We start from the raw sequence: 18,645 nt of genomic DNA, 5'->3' as shown, positions 1-18,645 counted from the left end.
GGCGCAGCCCGCCTCACAGCGCCCGCACGGGCGGTGTGCGCGGGAGCGAAGGCTCCCGGAACGGCTCCGGACACGCCGAAGGGCGGCCGTCCCGGTCGGGACGGCCGCCCTTCTTGGTGCCCAGGGGGACTTACTTGCCCTTGGCGGCTTCCTTGAGCTTCGAGCCCGCGGAGACCTTCACGCTGTAGCCGGCCGGGATGTTGATCGGGTCGCCGGTCTGCGGGTTACGAGCGGTGCGAGCGGCACGGTGGGTGCGCTCGAAGGTCAGGAAGCCGGGGATGGTGACCTTCTCGTCGCCCTTGGCGACGATCTCGCCGACGGTCTCGGCGAGAGCGGCCAGAACGGCGTCGGCGTCCTTGCGGGTCACGTCGGCACGGTCGGCCAGGGCGGCCACCAGCTCACTGCGGTTCATGTTTGTACTCCCGTGTTCTTCTTGCCTGTGAGGCGTGAGATCGAAGCCGATGCTGCCAGGGCCCTCTGACAGCCCCCGGACCCGGGTCTGATGTCAGACCCTCGCGCCCGAATACGCATCCTGCCCCCACCTGCGGCGCTAACGCCAATCCGGAACCCCTCGGCGTCACACGAAAAGCACCACCGCATGGCCGTGATGACGTTCCGTCGACTTGTTGGAGCGGTCCGCAGCGGATGCCGGGCCTGTGGGGCTCGCTGCCCGCCCACCCTAAAGGGGCGTTTGGGACGCCGCGACCCGCGACGCGCCGTACGGAGCGCCCGGACGTGACCTACGGCACCGTCCGCGGGAGCCGTGGCCGACCCCCGCGGACGGCGTGTGACGGGGCTGTCCGGACGCGGGGTCCTACGCCGGGTCGCTCGCGGACTCGGCGACTCCGGCCGCCTTCGCGGCCTCCCGTACGGCACCCGCGACGGCTCCCGCGACCTTGTCGTTGAAGACCGACGGGATGATGTAGTTCGCGTTCACCTCGTCCTCGGCAACGACGTCCGCGAGGGCGCGCGCGGCGGCGAGCATCATCTCCGTGTTGACGGTGCGGGACTGGGCGTCCAGCAGGCCGCGGAAGACACCCGGGAAGACCAGGACGTTGTTGATCTGGTTCGGGAAGTCGGAGCGCCCGGTGGCCACAACAGCCGCCGTCTCACGGGCGATTGCCGGGTCCACCTCAGGGTCCGGGTTCGCGAGCGCGAACACGATGGCGCCCTCGGCCATGGCCGCCACGTCGGTGCCGTCCAGGACGTTGGGGGCGGAGACGCCGATGAAGACGTCGGAGCCGACGACGGCCTCCTTGAGGGTGCCGGTGACGCCCTCGGGGTTGGTGTTGTCGGCGATCCAGCGCAGCGGGGAGTCCGGGGTGGCGTCCACCAGGTCCTCGCGGCCCGCGTGCACCACACCGTGGATGTCGGCGACGACCGTGTGCTTGACGCCCGCGGCGATCAGCAGCTTCAGGATGGCCGTACCGGCCGCTCCGGCACCGGACATGACGACCCGTACGTCACCGATGCCCTTGCCCACCACACGCAGCGCGTTGGTCAGCGCCGCCAGGACGACGATGGCGGTGCCGTGCTGGTCGTCGTGGAAGACGGGGATGTCCAGGGCCTCGCGCAGCCGCGCCTCGATCTCGAAGCAGCGGGGTGCGGAGATGTCCTCCAGGTTGATGCCCGCGAAGCCCGGGGCGATCGCCTTGACGATCTCGACGATGGCGTCGGTGTCCTGGGTGTCCAGGCAGATCGGCCAGGCATCGATGCCGGCGAAGCGCTTGAAGAGGGCCGCCTTGCCCTCCATCACGGGGAGCGAGGCCATCGGGCCGATGTTGCCGAGGCCGAGGACGGCCGAGCCGTCCGTGACCACCGCGACGGAGTTGCGCTTGATGGTGAGACGGCGGGCGTCCTCGGGGTTCTCCGCGATCGCCATGCAGACCCGCGCCACACCCGGGGTGTAGATCATCGAGAGGTCGTCACGGTTGCGGATGGGGTGCTTGGACGCCATCTCGATCTTGCCGCCGAGGTGCATCAGGAACGTACGGTCGGAGACCTTGCCGAGGACGACACCCTCGATGTCGCGCAGCCCCTCGACGATCTCGTCCGCGTGCGAGGTCGAGGACGCCGCGATCGTGACGTCGATCCGAAGCTTCTCGTGGCCGGAAGCGGTCACGTCGAGGCCGGTGACCGAGCCTCCGGAGGACTCCACGGCCGTGGTGAGCTGGGAGACCGCTGTGCCGCTCGCGGGCACCTCCAGCCTGACCGTCATCGAGTACGAGACGCTGGGCGCCGTTGCCATGGCCGAGTCCTTCGCTTTCCTGAGCTTCGTTGCCGCACGCGGCGGGGACGGGGCCCCGCACGTGCGTTCCGATGGTCGCACCTACCGGCCGGTAGCAGGTAATGACTGCCACCTTTCGGAAACTTTTTTCCACCATACGAGAAGTAGTCGTTCCACGTAACCCCGGACCGGCTGTGAAACTCCGGAGGCGGGCGATGCCGGCGTCCCCGGAAACAGAAACAGACCCGCGCCACCAGCAGGTGACGCGGGTCTGTCTTCTTCACGTAGGTGGCACCGGCCCGCCATGCTCGCCTCGCGGCAAGTGGTCGCTCGTAGCGACGAAGGTTGGGCCCGGGGGCTTGGATCGAACCGGTGCCGACACCAGGCTAACAAAGACCCCGGAGAAGTGATTCCCGCGCGACGTGTTGACTCGGAATTCACTCCGCACGCGGGACACCGGCCGCCCCCTCTCAGTCCCTCAGGAGGTCCGGGACACCGTCCTCGTCCGGCATGTCGCGCTCCCCGGAGACGACGGTGAGCTGTTGCGTCGCACGGGTGAGTGCCACGTACAGCACCCGCAGTCCCGCCGGGGACTCGTCGGCGATCTCCGCGGGGCAGACGACCACCGTGGCGTCGTACTCCAGGCCCTTCGCCTCGAGGCTGCCCAGCGCCACGACCCGCTCGCCGAGCTCTTCCAGCCAGGCGCGCGCCTCGGCGCGGCGGTTCATCGCGACGACCACCCCGACGGTGCCGTCCACCTGGGTGAGCAGCCTGCGCGCCTCCTCGCGGACCGTGGAGGCGAGGTCCCCGTCCCGCACCGTCTCGAAGCGCGGCTCGACGCCGGTCGAGCGGACCGCGGCCGGGGACTCCATCCCGGGCATGGCCAGCGCGAGCACCTTGGCCGCGAGCGCGGCGATCTCCGCGGGGTTGCGATAGTTCACGGTGAGGGTGAAGTGGCGCCGCGGCCGGTTGCCGAGCGCCTCGTCACGGGCGGCCGCCGCCTCGTCCGGGTCCGACCACGAGGACTGGGCCGCGTCGCCGACGATCGTCCAGGTCGCGTGCCGGCCGCGGCGGCCGACCATCCGCCACTGCATCGGCGTCAGGTCCTGCGCCTCGTCGACGATGACGTGGGCGTACTCGGTGCGCTCGGCCGCCAGCCGCTCGGCCCGCTCGCGCTGCGTCTCCTCGCGCTGCGGCATCAGCTCCTCCAGACCCGTCAGCTGGTCCAGCGGGTCGGCCTCCCGCTTCCGCTTCGGACGGGCCGGGGTGCCCAGCAGCATCTGCAGTTCGTCCAGGAGCGCCACGTCGTGGACGGAGAGCGGCCCCTTGCCGTCCCCGTCCAGCCGTCGCAGCGAACGGGCGAGGCGGCGCACCTCGCCCTGGTTCAGGATCCGGCGCGCCCATCTGCTCAGCCGCCGCTCGTCGGAGAGCGCGGCCAGCACCTGGCGAGGGGTGAGCTCCGGCCACCAGGCGTCCAGGAAGGTGAGGAAGGGGGTCTCCGTGGACACGTCCTCGTCGAACGAGGAGCGCAGCTCGGCGACCAGCTCGGGGTCGGTGTAGCGGCCGCGGCCCGAGGACTTGTTCCACAGGGCGTCCAGGAGCAGTTTGCGGGCGCGCGGGCGGAGCATGTTGACGGGGGCCGTGCCGCCGAGGACGTTGTGCCGGATCCGCCGCAGCTCGTCCGCCTCGAGTTCGACACGGGCACCGAAGGCCACCACCCTCAGCCGGGTGGGGGTGCCCGCCTCCGCCGGGGCCTCTCCGAACTCCAGCTGCCCCTCCTGGGGGGCGGGCTTGGGCGCGAGCTGCTCCAGCGCCCCCCGGGACGCCTTGCGCAGCACGTGGAGCATCCGCGACGAGCCCTTGATCCGGGCGACGGCGGGCTCGTCGTACGTGGTCGCCCCCTCGGCCCCGGCAGCCTCGTCGGAGAGTGATCCGACCGCGCGGATCGCGACCTGGCCCTCCTCGCCGAGCGAGGGCAGCACCCCTTCGGTGTACGCCACCAGGAGCGGGGTCGGCGAGACGACGAGGATGCCGCCCGCGTACCGCCGCCGGTCCTGGTAGAGCAGGTACGCGGCCCGGTGCAGGGCCACCGCCGTCTTGCCGGTGCCCGGTCCGCCGGAGACCTCGGTGACGGAGGCCGCGGGAGCGCGGATCACCAGGTCCTGCTCGGCCTGGATCGACGAGACGATGTCCCGCATGGTGTGGCTGCGGGCCTGGCCCAGCGCGGCCATCAGGGCCCCGTCACCGATGACGGGCAGCTTCTCGCCGCTCAGGAACGCGGTCAGCTCCGGGCGCATGAGGTCGTCCTCGACCCCGAGGACCTTGCGGCCCTTGGAGCGGATGACCCGGCGGCGCACGACCCTGCCCGGCTCCTTGGGCGTCGAGCGGTAGAACGGCGCGGCGGCCGGAGCGCGCCAGTCGATCACCAGCGGCGCGTAGTCGGAGTCGAGCACTCCTATGCGGCCGATGTGGAGCGTCTCGGCGATGTCGGCGGTGCTGTCCTCCCCCACCGCGTCGTCGGCCGTCTCCACGGAGGTGAAGGCGCCGTCCGGGCCGCGTTCGCCGTCCTTGCCGCGCAGCAGGTCGATGCGCCCGAAGAGGAAGTCCTCGAACTCACTGTTCAGCCGGTTGAGATGGACACCGGCGCGGAACACCTGGGCGTCCCGCTCGGCGAGCGCCCCGGGGGTGCCTACCTGGCCCCGTTTGCTGGCGTCCTGCATGAGAAATTCCGCCTCGTCGATCTTCTCTTCGAGGCGGTGGTAGACCCGGTCCAGATGTTCTTGTTCGACACCGATTTCCCGGTCCCGCAACGAATCGACAGCGGCATCCTGCGCGGCCACCGAGGCCCCCTTCTGACGTGCATCGGGCAGCCGTCAACCGTACGCGAAAGGGGGCCCCCGGCGCACCTGCCGACAAGATCGCGTTTACGCGTCGATCTCCACCAGCCGCTCTCCGTCGAAGGTGCGGACCTCGAAGTGGTCGATGTCCCCGCGCGCCATCGCCGCGCCCCCGTGCACGTAGAGCGGGCGCGCGGCGCTCGCGTGCGAGGAGCCCTCGATCCCGTATCCCCATTCCGGCACGGACCAGGAGGTGACGACCTCCTCCTCGCCGGTCCGGGACACGGCGATCAGGCTGCACTTCTGCGGGCCCTTGACGTTCTTCAGTTGCAGGACCGTATGGGTGCCCCACGCCTTGGGCTCCATGCCGACCGTGGCGTCCACCCGGGTGACCGGATCGGTCGCCCGCAGTTTCTCCGGCATGTGGTGGAAGAAGGCGTCCTCGGCCGGGCTCGTGGGATGCGGGTCGGCCGCCTCGGTCCGCCGGACCGGATCGTCCCCGGCCGTGGCGGTGACCGCGGCCACCGGGCCGCCGATGACGAGGACCGCCGCCGCGGCGATCAGGAACCGGGTGCGCCTGCGGCGCTGTGACCGCTTCCGCGCGACCTCGTCGACCAGGCCGTCCAGGAGCCGGGGCGCCGGGCGCTCCGGGACATGGGGGACGGGTCGCGCGCCCGGGACGGCGGCGGGCGCCTCCGCGAGCATGGCCATCATGGGCTCCATCCCGGCGAATTCGTCGAGATGGGCGGCACACAGCGCGCATCCGGCCAGATGGGCCTCGAAGGCGGTCGCCTCGGCGTCGTCGAGGACGCCCAGCACGTAGGCGCCCGCGGCGTCGTGCCCCGGCCCCTCGGCGGAGAGGCCGAAGAGACCGTCGGACGTGTCCGGGGGCCCGGTGGGTCCCGAAGGGTCCACGGGGCCGCGGCGGCCGGCCGGCCGGGGCCCGAACGGCTGCCACTCGCCGTCGCTCATGCCGTGATCCCCCTCTCCTCGAGTGCGAGCTTCATGGAACGGAGTGCGTAGAACACCCGGGACCGCACGGTCCCGCTGGGGATGCCGAGCACCTCCGCGGCCTCGTTGACCGTACGGCCCCTGAAGTAGGTCTCGACCAATGCTTCCCGGTGGGCCGGGGTCAAATCGTCGAGCGCGTCCGAGAGGGTCATCAGCCACAGCGCCTTGTCGATCTCGTCCTCCGCGGGGATGACCTCCAGCGGCGACGGATCGACCTCGCGTGGCCGGGCCTGCCGGCTGCGGTGCCCGTCGATGACGATGCGCCGGGCGACCGTCACCAGCCAGGGTCGGACGGAGCCGGTGGCCCGGTTGAGCGAACCGGCGTTCTTCCAGGCACGGATGAGCGTCTCCTGCACCACGTCCTCGGCCCGCTGGCGGTCCCCCGCGACGAGCCGCAGGACGTACGCGAGCAGCGGGCCGGCGTGTTCGCGGTAGAGCGCCCGCATCAGCTCCTCGTCGGGAACGTCCGAGGGAGAGCGGGGCGGGGTACCGCGATGTCGAGCCCTGTGCGGACGGTCATCGGCCACGGCCGCATCCTTGCGCACACGAACCTCCCGGTCGAGACCCTGTCGAGCTCTGTGGCCATCGGTACGGAAGTGGACGCGGGTTCATTCAACGAGCGCGCAACTTTCTTTCACGGGTGAGGATTTGGGACCGTTCGCGACGGTCACGACCGGACGGCCCTGACACGCCGACGGTGCCTGGCCACCCGCTCCCGGTTGCCGCAGACCTCGCTGGAGCACCAGCGGCGCCGTCGCCCCCGCGAGGTGTCCAGGTAGAGCCGCCCGCAGGCGTCCCCCTCGCACCTGCGCAGCCCGGCCCGCGCCACCGGGTCCGTCAGCAGGTCCACGGCGTCCCGGGCCACCGCGGCGAGCAGCGCCCCGCACGCCGGATCGGCGCTCAGCGTCCGTACGAGCACCCCGCCTTCGGCCCGCACGGCCCGCAGGCCCGGCGGGGCGCCCGCCGCGAGCGCGTTGACCCGTTCCAGGGCCTCGTCGGCCCTGCCGCCGGTCAGCTGGGCCGTCATCAGTCCGTCCACACACGTGCGCAACTCCCGGAAGCGCGCCACCCAGGAGTCGTCGACGGCCGACAGCGGAGTCCCGCACGGCACCAGCCGCGAGGCCACCAGCCACTCGGCGAGGAGCTCCGGGGAGCCGAGCCGCTCGTACGCACCGGAGGCCTCCGCCCCCGTCGCCACCAGGTCCAGGCAGAGGCGGCCGGAGTCGAACCGCCGGACGTACGCACCCGTGCCCGCCGTCATGAGCCCGTCACCGCCTCAGGGGTAGCCCAGGGGGAAGCCACCCCCAGAGTGCCCGCATCCGGCCCGGCCCGGAACCCCTCCAGCCGGCCCCGGGACACCGCCGTACCGCGTCCGCGTGATCGACGGGACGGTGACGCCGACGGGGGCCCCGCTCCTGCGCCGGTGGCGGCACGACGACATACCGGCGCTGCTCGCGGAGTCGGCCGGCCACCGGCACTCCCGTGAGGCGCCGCTCAGCCCTGCGGAGGGCCGTCGTGCAGGATCCGCTGGAACATGCGGTGGTCCTGCCACGCACCGTTGATGTGGAGGTAGCGCGGCGCCGTGCCGTACAGCTCGAACCCGGACTTGGCCAGGACGCGCTGCGAGGCGATGTTGTCCAGGACCGTCCCTGCCGCGATCCGGTGGAGCCCGAGCCCGTCCCGGGCCAGTTCGCAGACCCGGGTGACGGCCGCCGTGGCCAGGCCCCGGCCCGCCCGGTCGACGTCGATCCAGTAGCCGAGCCGGGCGTTGCGGAAGGGCCCGCGCTCGATGGAGGCCAGGGTCATGGCCCCCACGACCCGGTCCTCGTCGTCGACCAGCGCCCAGGGCATCGCGCGCCCCGTCTCCCGGTCGGCCAGCAGCCCGGTGAGCCGCTGGACCTGGCCCTCCGGGGTGTAGAAGACTTCGGGGCGCACGGGCTCCCAGCGCCGCATGTACGCGCGGCTGCGGGTCATCGTCGCGGCGAAGGACCCGGCGTCCTCGATGCGCACGGGCCGCAGCCGGACCCCGTCGGCCAGGGGATGGATGTCATTGATCATCCCCGCACCGTAACGCCGTCTCAGGAACCGTCGTACTTGGTGTCCGCCGAGGGGTCCAGGGCCAGGCGGTAACCCCGCTTGACGACCGTCTGGATCAGCCGGGCCACTCCGAGGGCCGTGCGCAGCCGGGCCATCGCCGTCTCCACGGCGTGCTCGTCGGTGCCGCTGCCGGGCAGGGCCCGCAGCAGGTCGGCGCGGGAGACCACCCAGCCCGGCCTGCGGGCCAGGGTGTGCAGCAGGGCCATGCCGGCCGGGGGCACCGGGCGCAGGGCGCCGTCGACCAGCACGGCGTGGCCGCGGATCTCGACCGTGTGACCGGCGACGGGCAGCGTGCGGGCGCGGGCGGGCAGTTGGGCGCAGAGCACCTGGACGAGCGGGCCCAGCCGGAAGCGTTCCGGCTGGACGGTGTCGATGCCCTTGGCCTGCAGGGGCAGGGCTGTGACCGGTCCGACGCAGGCGGTGACGACGTCGTGGCCGAGGGCCGACAGGACTTCCTGGAGCATGCCCCGGGCCTCCGCCCGGTTGAGGTAGGAGGCGGCGGCGGGGGCGCTGGTGAAGGTGACGGCGTCCAGACCGCCGGCGACCGTGACGTCGAGCAGGCGGTCGAGCGGGGCGATGTCCTCCGGGGGCATCCACCGGTAGACGGGTACGCCGACCACTTCGGCACCGGCCGCCCGGAGCGACTCGACGAAGCCGGGCAGCGGTTCGCCGTGCAGCTGGAGGGCGATCCGGCGGCCCGAGACGCCCTCCTCCAGCAGCCGGTCCAGGACCTCGGCCATCGACTCGGACTGCGGCGACCACTCCTCGGTGAGCCCGGCCGCGCGGATGGCGCCCTTCACCTTGGGGCCGCGGGCGAGCAGCTCTATGCCGCGCAGCAGGTCGAGGAGGTCGTCCCCGATGCCCCAGCCGTCGGCGGCCTCCACCCAGCCCCTGAAGCCGATGGCGGTCGTCGCGATGACGACGTCGGGGGCGTTGTCGATCAGTTCCTTGGTCGCGGCCAGGAGTTCGCTGTCGTCCGCGAGCGGCACGATCCGCAGGGCGGGCGCGTGCAGGACCACGGCACCCCTGCGCGTCAGGAGCGTCCCGAGCTCCTCCGCGCGACGGGCTGCGGTCACCCCGACCGTGAAGCCCGCCAGGGGCCCGTGCTGTGTGTCGTCGTCGTGCATGGCGTGATACCCGGCTCTCGTCCCGCTGTTGCTCGATGATGAGGAGGACCGAGACTGTCAATCCCGCGTGACAGTTTCAGTCCTCCTGTATTTCCCGCCCGTTACGTCCCGCGACGCGCTGTGGTCATCCTCACACCTCCGCGTAGCTGAGCTGGGGCTTCGCGGCCACCGCTTCGGTGCGGCGAAGGTATACCGCCCAGGTGAGTGAGAAACAGACGGCGTAGAAGCCGAGGAAGCACCAGAAGGCGGCCGTCCCGGCGCCCGAGGTGGCGAAGGACTGGCGGAAGGCGAGGTTGATCGCGAGGCCGCCCAGCGCCCCGACCGCCCCGATGAGGCCCATGGACGCGCCGGAGATCCGTCGCCCGTAGGCCGCGGCCTCCTCGCCGCGCAGTCCCTTGGCGATGCCCTGGGCGTGGAAGATGCCCGGGATCATCTTGAAGGTCGACCCGTTGCCCAGTCCCGTCAGCACGAACAGGGCGATGAAGCCGACGAGGAACACCGTCAGCGACTCGATGCCGGAGGCGTAGACGACGACGCCGGTCGCGGCGGCCATGCCCGCGAAGTTCCACAGGGTGATCCGCGCGCCGCCGTACCGGTCGGCCAGCCAGCCGCCCGCCGGCCGGATCAGGGAGCCGAGCAGGGGGCCGATGAAGGTGAGCGAGGCGGCCTGCAGGGGGGTCCGGCCGAACTGCGTCTGCAGGACGAGACCGAAGGCGAAGCTGTAGCCGATGAACGAGCCGAAGGTGCCGATGTAGAGCACCGCCATGATCCAGGTGTGCGGCTCGCGCACCGCCTGGAGCGCCGCACCGGTGTCGTTCTGGATGGGCCGGAGGTTGTCCATGCGGAGCGCGGCGCCGAGTGCGGCCACGACGATCAGCGGGATGTACACCCCGAGCACGATCCGCGGGTTCGCGGCTCCGGCCGTGCCGATCACCAGGAGGCCGATGAGCTGGACGACGGGGACGCCGATGTTGCCGCCGCCCGCGTTGAGGCCGAGCGCCCAGCCCTTCTTGCGCAGCGGGAAGAAGGCGTTGATGTTCGTCATCGACGAGGCGAAGTTGCCGCCTCCGATGCCGGTGAGCGCGGCGACGACGATGAAGGTGGTGTACGAGGTGCCGGGCTCCATCACCCAGAAGGCTGCGGCGGTGGGCACCAGGAGCGACAGCGCGCTGAAGATGGTCCAGTTGCGTCCGCCGAAGAGCGCGACGGCGAAGGTGTACGGGACCCGGACGATGGCGCCGACCAGGGTGGCCGTGGAGATCAGGAAGAACTTCCCGGCCGGGTCGACCCCGTACTCCGGCCCCATGAACAGGACCATGACCGACCACAGCGACCAGATCGAGAACCCGATGTGCTCCGAGAGCACGGAGAACCACAGGTTCCTGCGGGCGACCTTCTCGCCCGTCTCCCGCCAGAAGGTCTCGTCCTCCGGCTCCCACTGCTCGATCCAACGACCGGCCATCACGCGCCTCCACAGGGGTCGGGGTGTTGTTCCTCCGACGCTAGGGAGTCCGCGTTTCGGTGCGGTGCCGTGAGGTGACCGGTGCGCAACCTTGCTCTCACTCGGCCGCCGGGGGTGCGGTGAGCCGGCCCGCCGCACCCCCGCGTCCAGCTCAGGCCCGGCGCCCGCGGGCCGCCCCGTTCGGCCACAGGCGTGGCCGGCGCTTGGCGGCGACGTCCTCGACCCAGCCGAACGCCAGGATCGCGAGCCCTGTCAGGGGCCAGATCGCGATCAGGACCAGCACTTCGTACGAGCGTTCTATGTAGGTGTCGAACGTGTCACCGAACCACGGGACGGACCAGAGTTCGTCCACGAGGTGCGCGGCGGCCATCAGCAGCAGGTTGTGCCACAGATAGATCGTCACGGCCCTGTTGTTGGCCAGCGTGACCAGGCTGTCCCACCCGGCCAGCCGGCCGGGGAGCTTCTGCCAGGACGGCGCGTACACGAGCAGGATCGCGCAGAAGCCGAGGGACCAGGTGGACTGGGCGAGCGGGATCTCGTCGAGGTTCCAGCCCTCCTCGGTGAGGTGTCCGGACGCCCACCACAGGCCGAAGCCCATGACGATCGCCGCGGACGACACCGCCAGATAGCGCGGGATCCGCTGGAGCAGGCCGTCGTTGTGCGCGAAGCCCAGGATCCAGCAGGAACCGAACACGGCGAAGTCGACGAGCCCCTCGCCGAAGGTGCCGGGGACGGTCACGAGGCCGGTGCCGATCACCGCGGTGAGGGCGACCGGGGCGAGCAGCGTGACCCACGGCAGCCTGCGGAAGGCCTTGAGCAGCAGGGGTGAGGCGAGCACGAACCAGAGGTAGGCGCGGATGTACCAGAGCGGACCCGCCGCCTGGTCGGCCCAGGACAGCTCCAGCCAGCCCCCGGCGGAGCCGCTCTCCTCGGGGTACGGAGGGGAGCCGAGCGGGAAGAGGTAGCTGCCGATCTTGATGAACCACCAGATCCCCTCCTCCCGGACGGGCTTCCAGCTCAGCGCGAACATCACCGGGACGACGACGAGCGAGAACGCCCACATGGGCGGGAGCAGCCTGCGCAGCCGCCCGCGGATGACGCTGCCCGCAGGCCGGGCCAGCGAGCGGGCCATCAGAGACCCGGCCAGGGCGAACATGACGCCCATGGAGGGGAACAGGATGGTCAGCCAGGCCCAGCCGAAGAGGTGGAAGACGACGACACGGACCAGGGCCACGGCCCTGAGCAGGTCGAGGTAGCGGTCCCGGCCGGGCTTGGCCGGGGGCGCGGGGGCCTCGGCGGCGGTGCCCGGAGCGGTGTCAGCCCGGTCCGGGTGGGCCGCCGGGGCGGGGACGGTGGCGACGGGGGCCTGCTCCGGGTACCCCGCCGGGGCGGGGTACCCGGAGGCGGGTGTGCGGGGAGCGGTGTACGCGGCGCCGGCGTGCGCCGGGCGGGCGGCGCCGTCCGGCTGGTGCGGCGGCGCCCAGGCGGCGTCGGAGGACGGCCGGGCGCCGTCGCCGTATCCGGCGCCGTCGTGGCGGTCTGGACAGGTCATGCCACCGGCCTCCGGTCCGATTCCTTGCGACGGTTCTGCGTGCCGCCCGGCGCCTCCACCACACCCGTACGCCGCAGCTTCTGCCAGCGCAGCCGGCCACCGGTGAGAGCGGTGATCCAGGACTGGAGCAGCACGACGTACATCAGCTGCCGGTAGAGGATCTGCTGCAGCGGCAGGGAGATCAGATGGGTCATGCGCTCCCGGTCGAGCCGGAAGGCGTAGGCGGCGCAGACCGCCTGCACCAGCAGCACCCCGAACCAGGCCGCGACCGTCTTGCCCGTCGGACCGAAGACCAGCCCGTAGAGCAGGAAGACGTCGATGAGGGGTGCGAGCAGCGGCGCGACGACCATGAACAGGGAGACGAACGGCAGTCCCACCCGCCCGAAGCGGCCCGAGGGCCCCCGCTCGATGACCGCGCGGCGGTGCTTCCAGATGGCCTGCATCGTGCCGTACGACCACCGGTAGCGCTGCGACCACAGCTGCTGCACGGACTCGGGAGCCTCCGTCCAGGCCCTGGCGTTCTCCGCGTAGACGACGCGCCAGCCGTCGCGGTGCAGGGCCATGGTGACGTCGGTGTCCTCGGCGAGGGTGTCCTCGCTCATGCCGCCGATCCGGTCCAGCGCGTCCCGGCGGAAGGCGCCGACCGCACCGGGGATGGTGGGCATGCAGCCCAGGAGGTCGTACATCCGGCGGTCGAGGTTGAAGCCCATCACGTACTCGATGTGCTGCCAGGCACCGATCAGCGAGTCGCGGTTGCCGACCTTGGCGTTGCCCGCGACCGCCCCGACGCGGGGGTCGGCGAACGGCTGGACGAGTTCGCGCACGGTGGACGGTTCGAAGACCGTGTCGCCGTCCATCATCACGACGATGTCGTAACGGGCGTTCGCGATGCCGTTGTTGAGCGCCGCGGGCTTGCCCGCGTTGCGCTGGCGCACGACCCGGACGTTCGGGATCCACATCGCCTCGACGAGGTCGGCCGTGCCGTCCGTCGAGCCGTCGTCGATGACGATGACCTCGATCGGGTAGTCACTGGCCACCAGCGAGCGCACGGTGGCCTCGATGCACTCGCGCTCGTTGTACGCGGGCACGAGGACCGACACCGGGCGGGTGAAGGGCTCACCCCAGCGGAAGTCCCTCCGGCGGACCTTCCGGGCGTGCAGGAAGGAGAGCAGCAGCATCAGCCCGAAGCGGACCATCACCAGGACGCCGATGGCCGCGAGACCGACCACCAGGACGCCGGTGACGTGCTCGGAGATCTCCACCGCCCCTATGAACGCCTTGCCCTTCCAGAGCGCGAGCCCGGTGACCGGGGTGTGCGCGCTGGGGGCGCCGAGCGCCGAGGTCAGGTTGGTGAAGTCGTACCCCCGCGCCTGCATCTGCGGCAGGAACTTCCCCAGCGCGGCCACGGTCTGGGACCGGTCGCCTCCGGAGTCGTGCATCAGGATGACGGCGCCCTTGCCGTGCTTGGGCGTGGCGCGCTCGATGATCGCGGGCACGCCGGGGCGCTTCCAGTCCTCACTGTCGGTGTTGTTCACGACGGTGAGGTAGCCGCGGCTGCCGATGTACTGCGTGACCGGCCAGGACTTGTTGTCCATGGCGTCGGAGAACGAGGAGTACGGAGGCCGGAAGAGCGACGTACGGATGCCTGCCGAACCCGCCAGGACCAGCTGGTTCTGGGAGAGTTCCCAGTCGATGCGGCTGGTGGTCTGGAAGGACAGGTCGGGGTGGTTGAAGGTGTGCAGCCCGACCTCGTGGCCCTCGTCGACCATCCGCTTCACGAGGTCCGGGTAGCGGGAGGCCATCGTGCCGGTGACGAAGAAGACTCCGTGCGCGTGGTGCTTCCTGAGCTCGTCCAGGACCCTCGGCGTCCACACCGGGTCGGGGCCGTCGTCGAAGGTCAGGACGATCTTGTGGTCGGGTATCCGGAGCGTCTCCGCGCCCTTGCCCGGCGTACGGGCGTCGATCACCGGGCCGCCTTCGAGGACGTCGTCCGGCACCTGACTGGTGGGGGCCGGCGCCTGGATACGGTGGTCGGCGAGGATCTCGCTGTGCACGTAACCGCGCAGCATGAGCATGGCGAGCAGGGCCACAAGCAGGAGCGACGGAAGCAGATAGCGCATGGGAAGCCTGCGCCGGACGGTCCGCTTCTTCTTCCGGTTGTGCCTGCCCCGCGAAACGGGGGTTGTCATCTACTGAGTGCCTTCTTGTGGTTGCACCGGAGATTCCGAGGGGTCCGGCGATACCGGCGGGCTCTCTTCGACGGGCGGCTCGGGGCTGTTGGTCACCGTCGGTTCACCGGCGGGCGCCGTGGAGGCCGAGGTGTGCGGGGCGGGCGCCGACGAGGAGCCGCCCCGGGGAGGCTTGACGGAGGCGGAGGCCGAGGCGCTCGCGCCGGGGGCCGCCGGGGCGGACGCGGACACGCCGTCGGACGGTGATGCCGAGGCGGCTCCGGAGACCGAGGACGAGGCGCTGGGCGTCGCTCCGGGGCTCTCGGACACGGCGTCGCTGCTCGGGGCGGGCCGCACCTCGACCTCTTCCGCGTGCTTCTTCTCCGGACCGGAGAGCGGCAGCCAGGGAGCGGCGGAGTTCCCGCCGAGCACGGCGACCACGAGCGTCACCGCGTACACGGCGCAGATCGCGGCGAGTACCCAGCCCACACGCCGGTAGGTCTTGCTGCGGCGACCGCTCTCGTCGACGAACACCGGACCGTCGGAAGGCTCCGGAGAGCTGGGTTCAACAGGTAGTTCGGAGAGCTGACGGCCCAGCCCGTCCAACGGGACGGTGACGTCGTTCGGCTCATGGGTATGCCCGGTTCGGGTACCTTCGCGCCAATTTTCCACAGGTGTTCGCACTTCCCCCACTCAATGAAACAGGTGCGCGGGAAATGACTGGAATCCTGCTGTCGGATCGGAGCCCCCACTCCCGTCCGCGCGTCACCTGCCACCGTGCACCAGAACCCCGAATGTAGCGCACGCCGACGACGCCCAGGGGGCGTAATCACGTGTTGTTCATGAATGGTGACCCATGAGTGACGAATCGGTCTCAGGCAACCACGATGCCGGTGGCCGCACCATCCACCCTTCCGCCCTGGCCAGGCCCCTCGCCGCAGCCCGCAACGCGTCCAGTCCCGGGTGCCGGAGGCCCTTGGCCCACACCATCAGCAACGGGGAGAGGGGGACCGGCCGGACCAGCGGGCGCAACACCGTCCCCGGCAGGGGCGGGAAGCCCGAAACGGCCAGTACGGGGTTCCCGGTCTTCGCCATGACCCGCTGGAATTCGGCCACTCCGACAGCGAGCGGGGCGGGCGGAGCCAGGACGACGTCCCACTCCGCGAACAGGGCGGCGGCCAGATCCGTCCACTCGGACGTGCGCGTATTGCCCGCACCGGCGTAGACGGTCTCTCCGGCCAGATCGCTCATGGCGACGGTCTCGTGCGCGGCCAGAGGATGACCGTCCGGCAGGAGGACGGCCATCGGCTCGTACCGCACCGGCTGCACGGAGAGCCGGGCGAGCACTCCGGGAGCGAGGCCGGCGGCCCGCCCGAAGGAGACGTCGAGCCTCCCCGCGAGCACCTCGTCGGCCGCCCAGGTCAGCCCGCTCTCGAAGCGCGCCATCAGCTCGCACTCCGGCGCGAGCTCCCGTGCGCGGGCCAGCACCCGGGCCGCGGTCATCCCGTCGGTGTTCAGGTCGACGAGCAGCGGGCGGTCAGCCGGGTCGGCGAAGGCGGCCGACAGCGCGGAGTGCGCGTCGAGCACCCGCCGGGCGTACGGAAGGAGGCGCTCCCCCTCCGGGGTCAGCGCCACCTGCCGGGTGGTGCGGACGAAGAGGTCCCGGCCCACCTCCCGCTCCAGCCGGCGGACGTCCCGGCTGAGGGCCTGCTGCGCGACGTAGAGCCGGGCGGCAGCGCGGGTGAAGTGCAGCTCCTCGGCCACGGCGACGAACGCACGGAGGAGCCGGGGGTCGATGTCGGGGACGGCCACGCGCCCAACCTACAACGGAGGTGCGTGAATGTGCTCCGATCAGGTGTTGGACGCCGCGGCCCGCACGGCCCGAGGGTGAACGCGTGTCCTACGAAACCGCGGCCCCGGCTCCCCCTTCGGCCGCCACACCCCATGCGTACCGCCGGCTGCTCGCCACCCCCGGCGCACGCGCGTTCACCGCGGGCAATCTGCTCGCCCGGCTACCCATGGGGATGTTCAGCGTCAGCGCCGTCATTATGATCGCCGGGGCGCACGGTTCGTACGCCCTGGCCGGTGCGGTCACAGCGACCGGGCTGGCCGCGACCGCCGTGGTCGCCCCCTGGACCGCACGCCTCGTCGACCGGTACGGCCAGGCCAGGGTCGCGGTGCCCGCCACCGCCGTCGCGGTGCTCGGGTCACTGGCCCTGGTGCTGTGCGTCCACTACGACGCACCGGTCTGGACGCTGTTCGCCGCCTACGCCGCGACGGCCACCACCCCGAACACAGGCGGCATGTCGCGGGCCCGCTGGTCCCATCTGCACCAGGGCGACGCGGCGGCCCTGCACACCGCGAACTCCTTCGAACAGGCCGTCGACGAACTGTGCTTCATGCTCGGGCCGGTGCTCGCCGCCACTCTCTGCGGCGCGCTCTTCCCCGAAGCCGGAACGCTCACCGGCGCGGTCCTGCTCATGGCCGGAGTACTGATCTTCGCCGCGCAGCGCGCGACGGAGCCCCCGGCGTCGCCCCGCACACAGGCGGCCTCGCCCCTGCGCACCCCGGGCATCCCCGCGCTGCTCGCCGTCTTCCTCGCGACCGGTGCCGTCTTCGGCGCCATGGAGGTCGTCTCCATCGCCCACGCCGGAGGCGCGATCCTCGCGCTCCAGGCCGGCGGCTCCTGCGTGGCCGGGCTGCTGTACGGCACACTGCGCCCCGCGCCACGCATCGGCCGCCGGCTGCTCCTGTGTCTGACGGGCATGACCGCGCTGATGGCACTCCCCCTGCTCGCCGCGGCCACGACCGGCTCCCTGCCCGTCCTGGCGGCCTGCCTGCTGCTGGCCGGGGCGGCCACCGCGCCCACGATGGTCACCGGCATGACCCTGATCCAGCGGCTCACCCCTCGGGCGCAGCTCAACGAGGGCATGACCCTCGCCGTCACCGCACTGCTGGGCGGCATAGCGGCGGGTTCGGCGGTGGGCGGCTGGGCGGTGGAGCACTCCGGGACGGTGACCGGATACGCGGTGCCGATGTGCGCCGCGGCTCTCGCCCTGGCCGTATCGGCGATCGGCACGCGCCGCGCCTGATTCCGGGGCACCGTCTGATTCCGCGCACGCAAAAAACGAGGACCCCGCTGCCTGGGGCAACGGGGTCCTCGTTCACATGGGAATTGTGGAGATGGCGGGAATCGAACCCGCGTCCAACGGTGCGGAACCAGGGCTTCTCCGAGTGCAGTTCGCTACGCTTTTCTCGGCCCCGGAGGTCACGCGAACAAGCCTCCGACAGGCCCAGTCACTGTTTGATTTCCTCCCAGGCCCCGTGACCGGGCCTAGAAGTTTAGATCCCTAGTTGATGCCAGGAACCGGGTCGGGATCAATCCCGGGCTGACACTCCGCAGAGTCTTCGCTTAGCTGCTAATTAGGCAGCGAGGGCGAAGGCGGAGGAATCGCGCTTGGAAGTGGCGATTATTGTTTGCGACATATGGTTTACGAGATCATTGCCGCTTCCTCGACTCGCTTCCCCTGCTTCGACATCCGCTGTCGAAACCGATCATCCCCATGTTGATTTTTCAATCCGCGCACCTTCGCTGAGGTGCACGGCCCATCGTACGTGACCAACGCGCACGGATGCCACTGTATTCCGGCGGCTCCGGGGCGGTGCAGCCGCTAGGCGCTCCGCTGGCGCCTGCGCGCCGCCGAGATCGCCCGGTTCGTCTCCCGCGTGTCCTGCTTCTCGCGCAGCGTCTGGCGCTTGTCGTACTCCTTCTTGCCCTTCGCGAGCGCGATCTCGACCTTGACGCGGCTGTCCTTGAAGTACAGGGCGAGCGGCACGATCGTGTGGCCCGTCTCCTGCGACTTGGACTGCAGCTTGTCGATCTCGGCCCGGTGCAGGAGCAGCTTGCGCTTGCGCTTGGCCGAGTGGTTGGTCCAGGTGCCCTGCACGTACTCGGGGACGTGGATGTTGTGCAGCCACGCCTCCCCGTTGTCGATCTGGACGAAGCCGTCGACCAGCGACGCCCTGCCCATCCGCAGCGACTTGACCTCCGTACCCATGAGCACGAGACCGCACTCGTAGGTGTCGAGGACGTGGTAGTCGTGCCGCGCCTTCTTGTTCTGCGCGATCATCTTGCGCCCGGTGTCTTTTTCCTTGGCCATAGTG

Annotated in this window: 15 protein-coding genes and 1 other RNA gene; 1 reads left to right on the top strand and 15 read right to left on the bottom strand. The window is 71.2% G+C overall.

The annotated features are described in order from the left end of the window. Positions 1–130 precede the first annotated feature (130 nt). The 13 genes from ACIRJR_RS29145 to ACIRJR_RS29085 all read right to left on the bottom strand — a co-directional run bounded on the left by ACIRJR_RS29145 (position 131) and on the right by ACIRJR_RS29085 (position 16,293). Complete coding sequence (locus ACIRJR_RS29145; RefSeq protein ID WP_403786065.1) at positions 131–412, bottom strand: HU family DNA-binding protein; 282 nt, start codon at positions 410–412, stop codon at positions 131–133. Positions 413–814: 402 nt separating this feature from the next. Beyond that, entirely contained in the window at positions 815–2,248 is a 1,434-nt protein-coding gene (locus ACIRJR_RS29140) for an NAD-dependent malic enzyme (protein WP_403786063.1), read from the bottom strand. 449 nt (positions 2,249–2,697) lie between these two features. Then, on the bottom strand, positions 2,698–5,067 hold the full coding sequence (locus tag ACIRJR_RS29135; protein WP_403786061.1) for a HelD family protein: 2,370 nt from the start codon (positions 5,065–5,067) through the stop codon (positions 2,698–2,700). An 84-nt stretch (positions 5,068–5,151) separates the two neighbouring features. Then, positions 5,152–6,036, bottom strand: a complete 885-nt coding sequence (locus ACIRJR_RS29130) for a zf-HC2 domain-containing protein (RefSeq protein WP_403786059.1) — start codon at positions 6,034–6,036, stop codon at positions 5,152–5,154. Then, entirely contained in the window at positions 6,033–6,620 is a 588-nt protein-coding gene (locus ACIRJR_RS29125) for a sigma-70 family RNA polymerase sigma factor (protein WP_403786057.1), read from the bottom strand. The genes ACIRJR_RS29130 and ACIRJR_RS29125 overlap by 4 nt, the downstream gene beginning before the upstream one ends. Before the next feature lie 122 nt (positions 6,621–6,742). Further along, complete coding sequence (locus tag ACIRJR_RS29120) at positions 6,743–7,336, bottom strand: CGNR zinc finger domain-containing protein (protein WP_403786055.1); 594 nt, start codon at positions 7,334–7,336, stop codon at positions 6,743–6,745. A 233-nt stretch (positions 7,337–7,569) separates the two neighbouring features. Beyond that, the gene (locus ACIRJR_RS29115) at positions 7,570–8,133 is read right to left on the bottom strand and encodes a GNAT family N-acetyltransferase (protein WP_403786053.1); all 564 of its coding nucleotides are present in this window, start codon (positions 8,131–8,133) and stop codon (positions 7,570–7,572) included. 20 nt (positions 8,134–8,153) lie between these two features. After that, positions 8,154–9,299, bottom strand: a complete 1,146-nt coding sequence (locus tag ACIRJR_RS29110; protein ID WP_403786051.1) for a uroporphyrinogen-III synthase — start codon at positions 9,297–9,299, stop codon at positions 8,154–8,156. A gap of 130 nt (positions 9,300–9,429) precedes the next feature. Continuing rightward, a complete protein-coding gene (locus tag ACIRJR_RS29105) occupies positions 9,430–10,761 on the bottom strand; it encodes a nitrate/nitrite transporter (RefSeq protein WP_403786049.1) in 1,332 nt (443 codons plus the stop codon). A gap of 151 nt (positions 10,762–10,912) precedes the next feature. Further along, on the bottom strand, positions 10,913–12,313 hold the full coding sequence (locus tag ACIRJR_RS29100; RefSeq protein WP_403786047.1) for an acyltransferase: 1,401 nt from the start codon (positions 12,311–12,313) through the stop codon (positions 10,913–10,915). Then, entirely contained in the window at positions 12,310–14,502 is a 2,193-nt protein-coding gene (locus tag ACIRJR_RS29095; RefSeq protein WP_403786045.1) for a glycosyltransferase, read from the bottom strand. Before ACIRJR_RS29095 ends, ACIRJR_RS29100 begins: the two co-directional genes overlap by 4 nt. After that, complete coding sequence (locus tag ACIRJR_RS29090) at positions 14,503–15,015, bottom strand: hypothetical protein (RefSeq protein ID WP_403786043.1); 513 nt, start codon at positions 15,013–15,015, stop codon at positions 14,503–14,505. Positions 15,016–15,321: 306 nt separating this feature from the next. Next, entirely contained in the window at positions 15,322–16,293 is a 972-nt protein-coding gene (locus tag ACIRJR_RS29085; protein WP_403786041.1) for a LysR family transcriptional regulator, read from the bottom strand. A gap of 83 nt (positions 16,294–16,376) precedes the next feature. On the opposite strand from ACIRJR_RS29085, the gene ACIRJR_RS29080 reads away from it, so the two are divergent. Then, positions 16,377–17,573: an MFS transporter gene (locus ACIRJR_RS29080; RefSeq protein WP_403786039.1), complete on the top strand. Its 1,197-nt coding sequence runs from the start codon at positions 16,377–16,379 to the stop codon at positions 17,571–17,573. Between the two features lie 83 nt (positions 17,574–17,656). Here the strand turns inward: ACIRJR_RS29080 and ssrA are convergent. Together ssrA and smpB are read right to left on the bottom strand one after the other, a co-directional pair. Further along, positions 17,657–18,044, bottom strand: a transfer-messenger RNA (tmRNA) gene (gene ssrA, locus ACIRJR_RS29075). 108 nt (positions 18,045–18,152) lie between these two features. Next, entirely contained in the window at positions 18,153–18,641 is a 489-nt protein-coding gene (gene smpB, locus ACIRJR_RS29070) for an SsrA-binding protein SmpB (protein ID WP_103760447.1), read from the bottom strand. Positions 18,642–18,645: the final 4 nt, after the last annotated feature.

This window comes from Streptomyces sp. NPDC102402, assembly GCF_044765765.1.
Lineage (GTDB): Bacteria > Actinomycetota > Actinomycetes > Streptomycetales > Streptomycetaceae > Streptomyces.
This window is presented reverse-complemented; position numbering and strand designations above follow the sequence as displayed.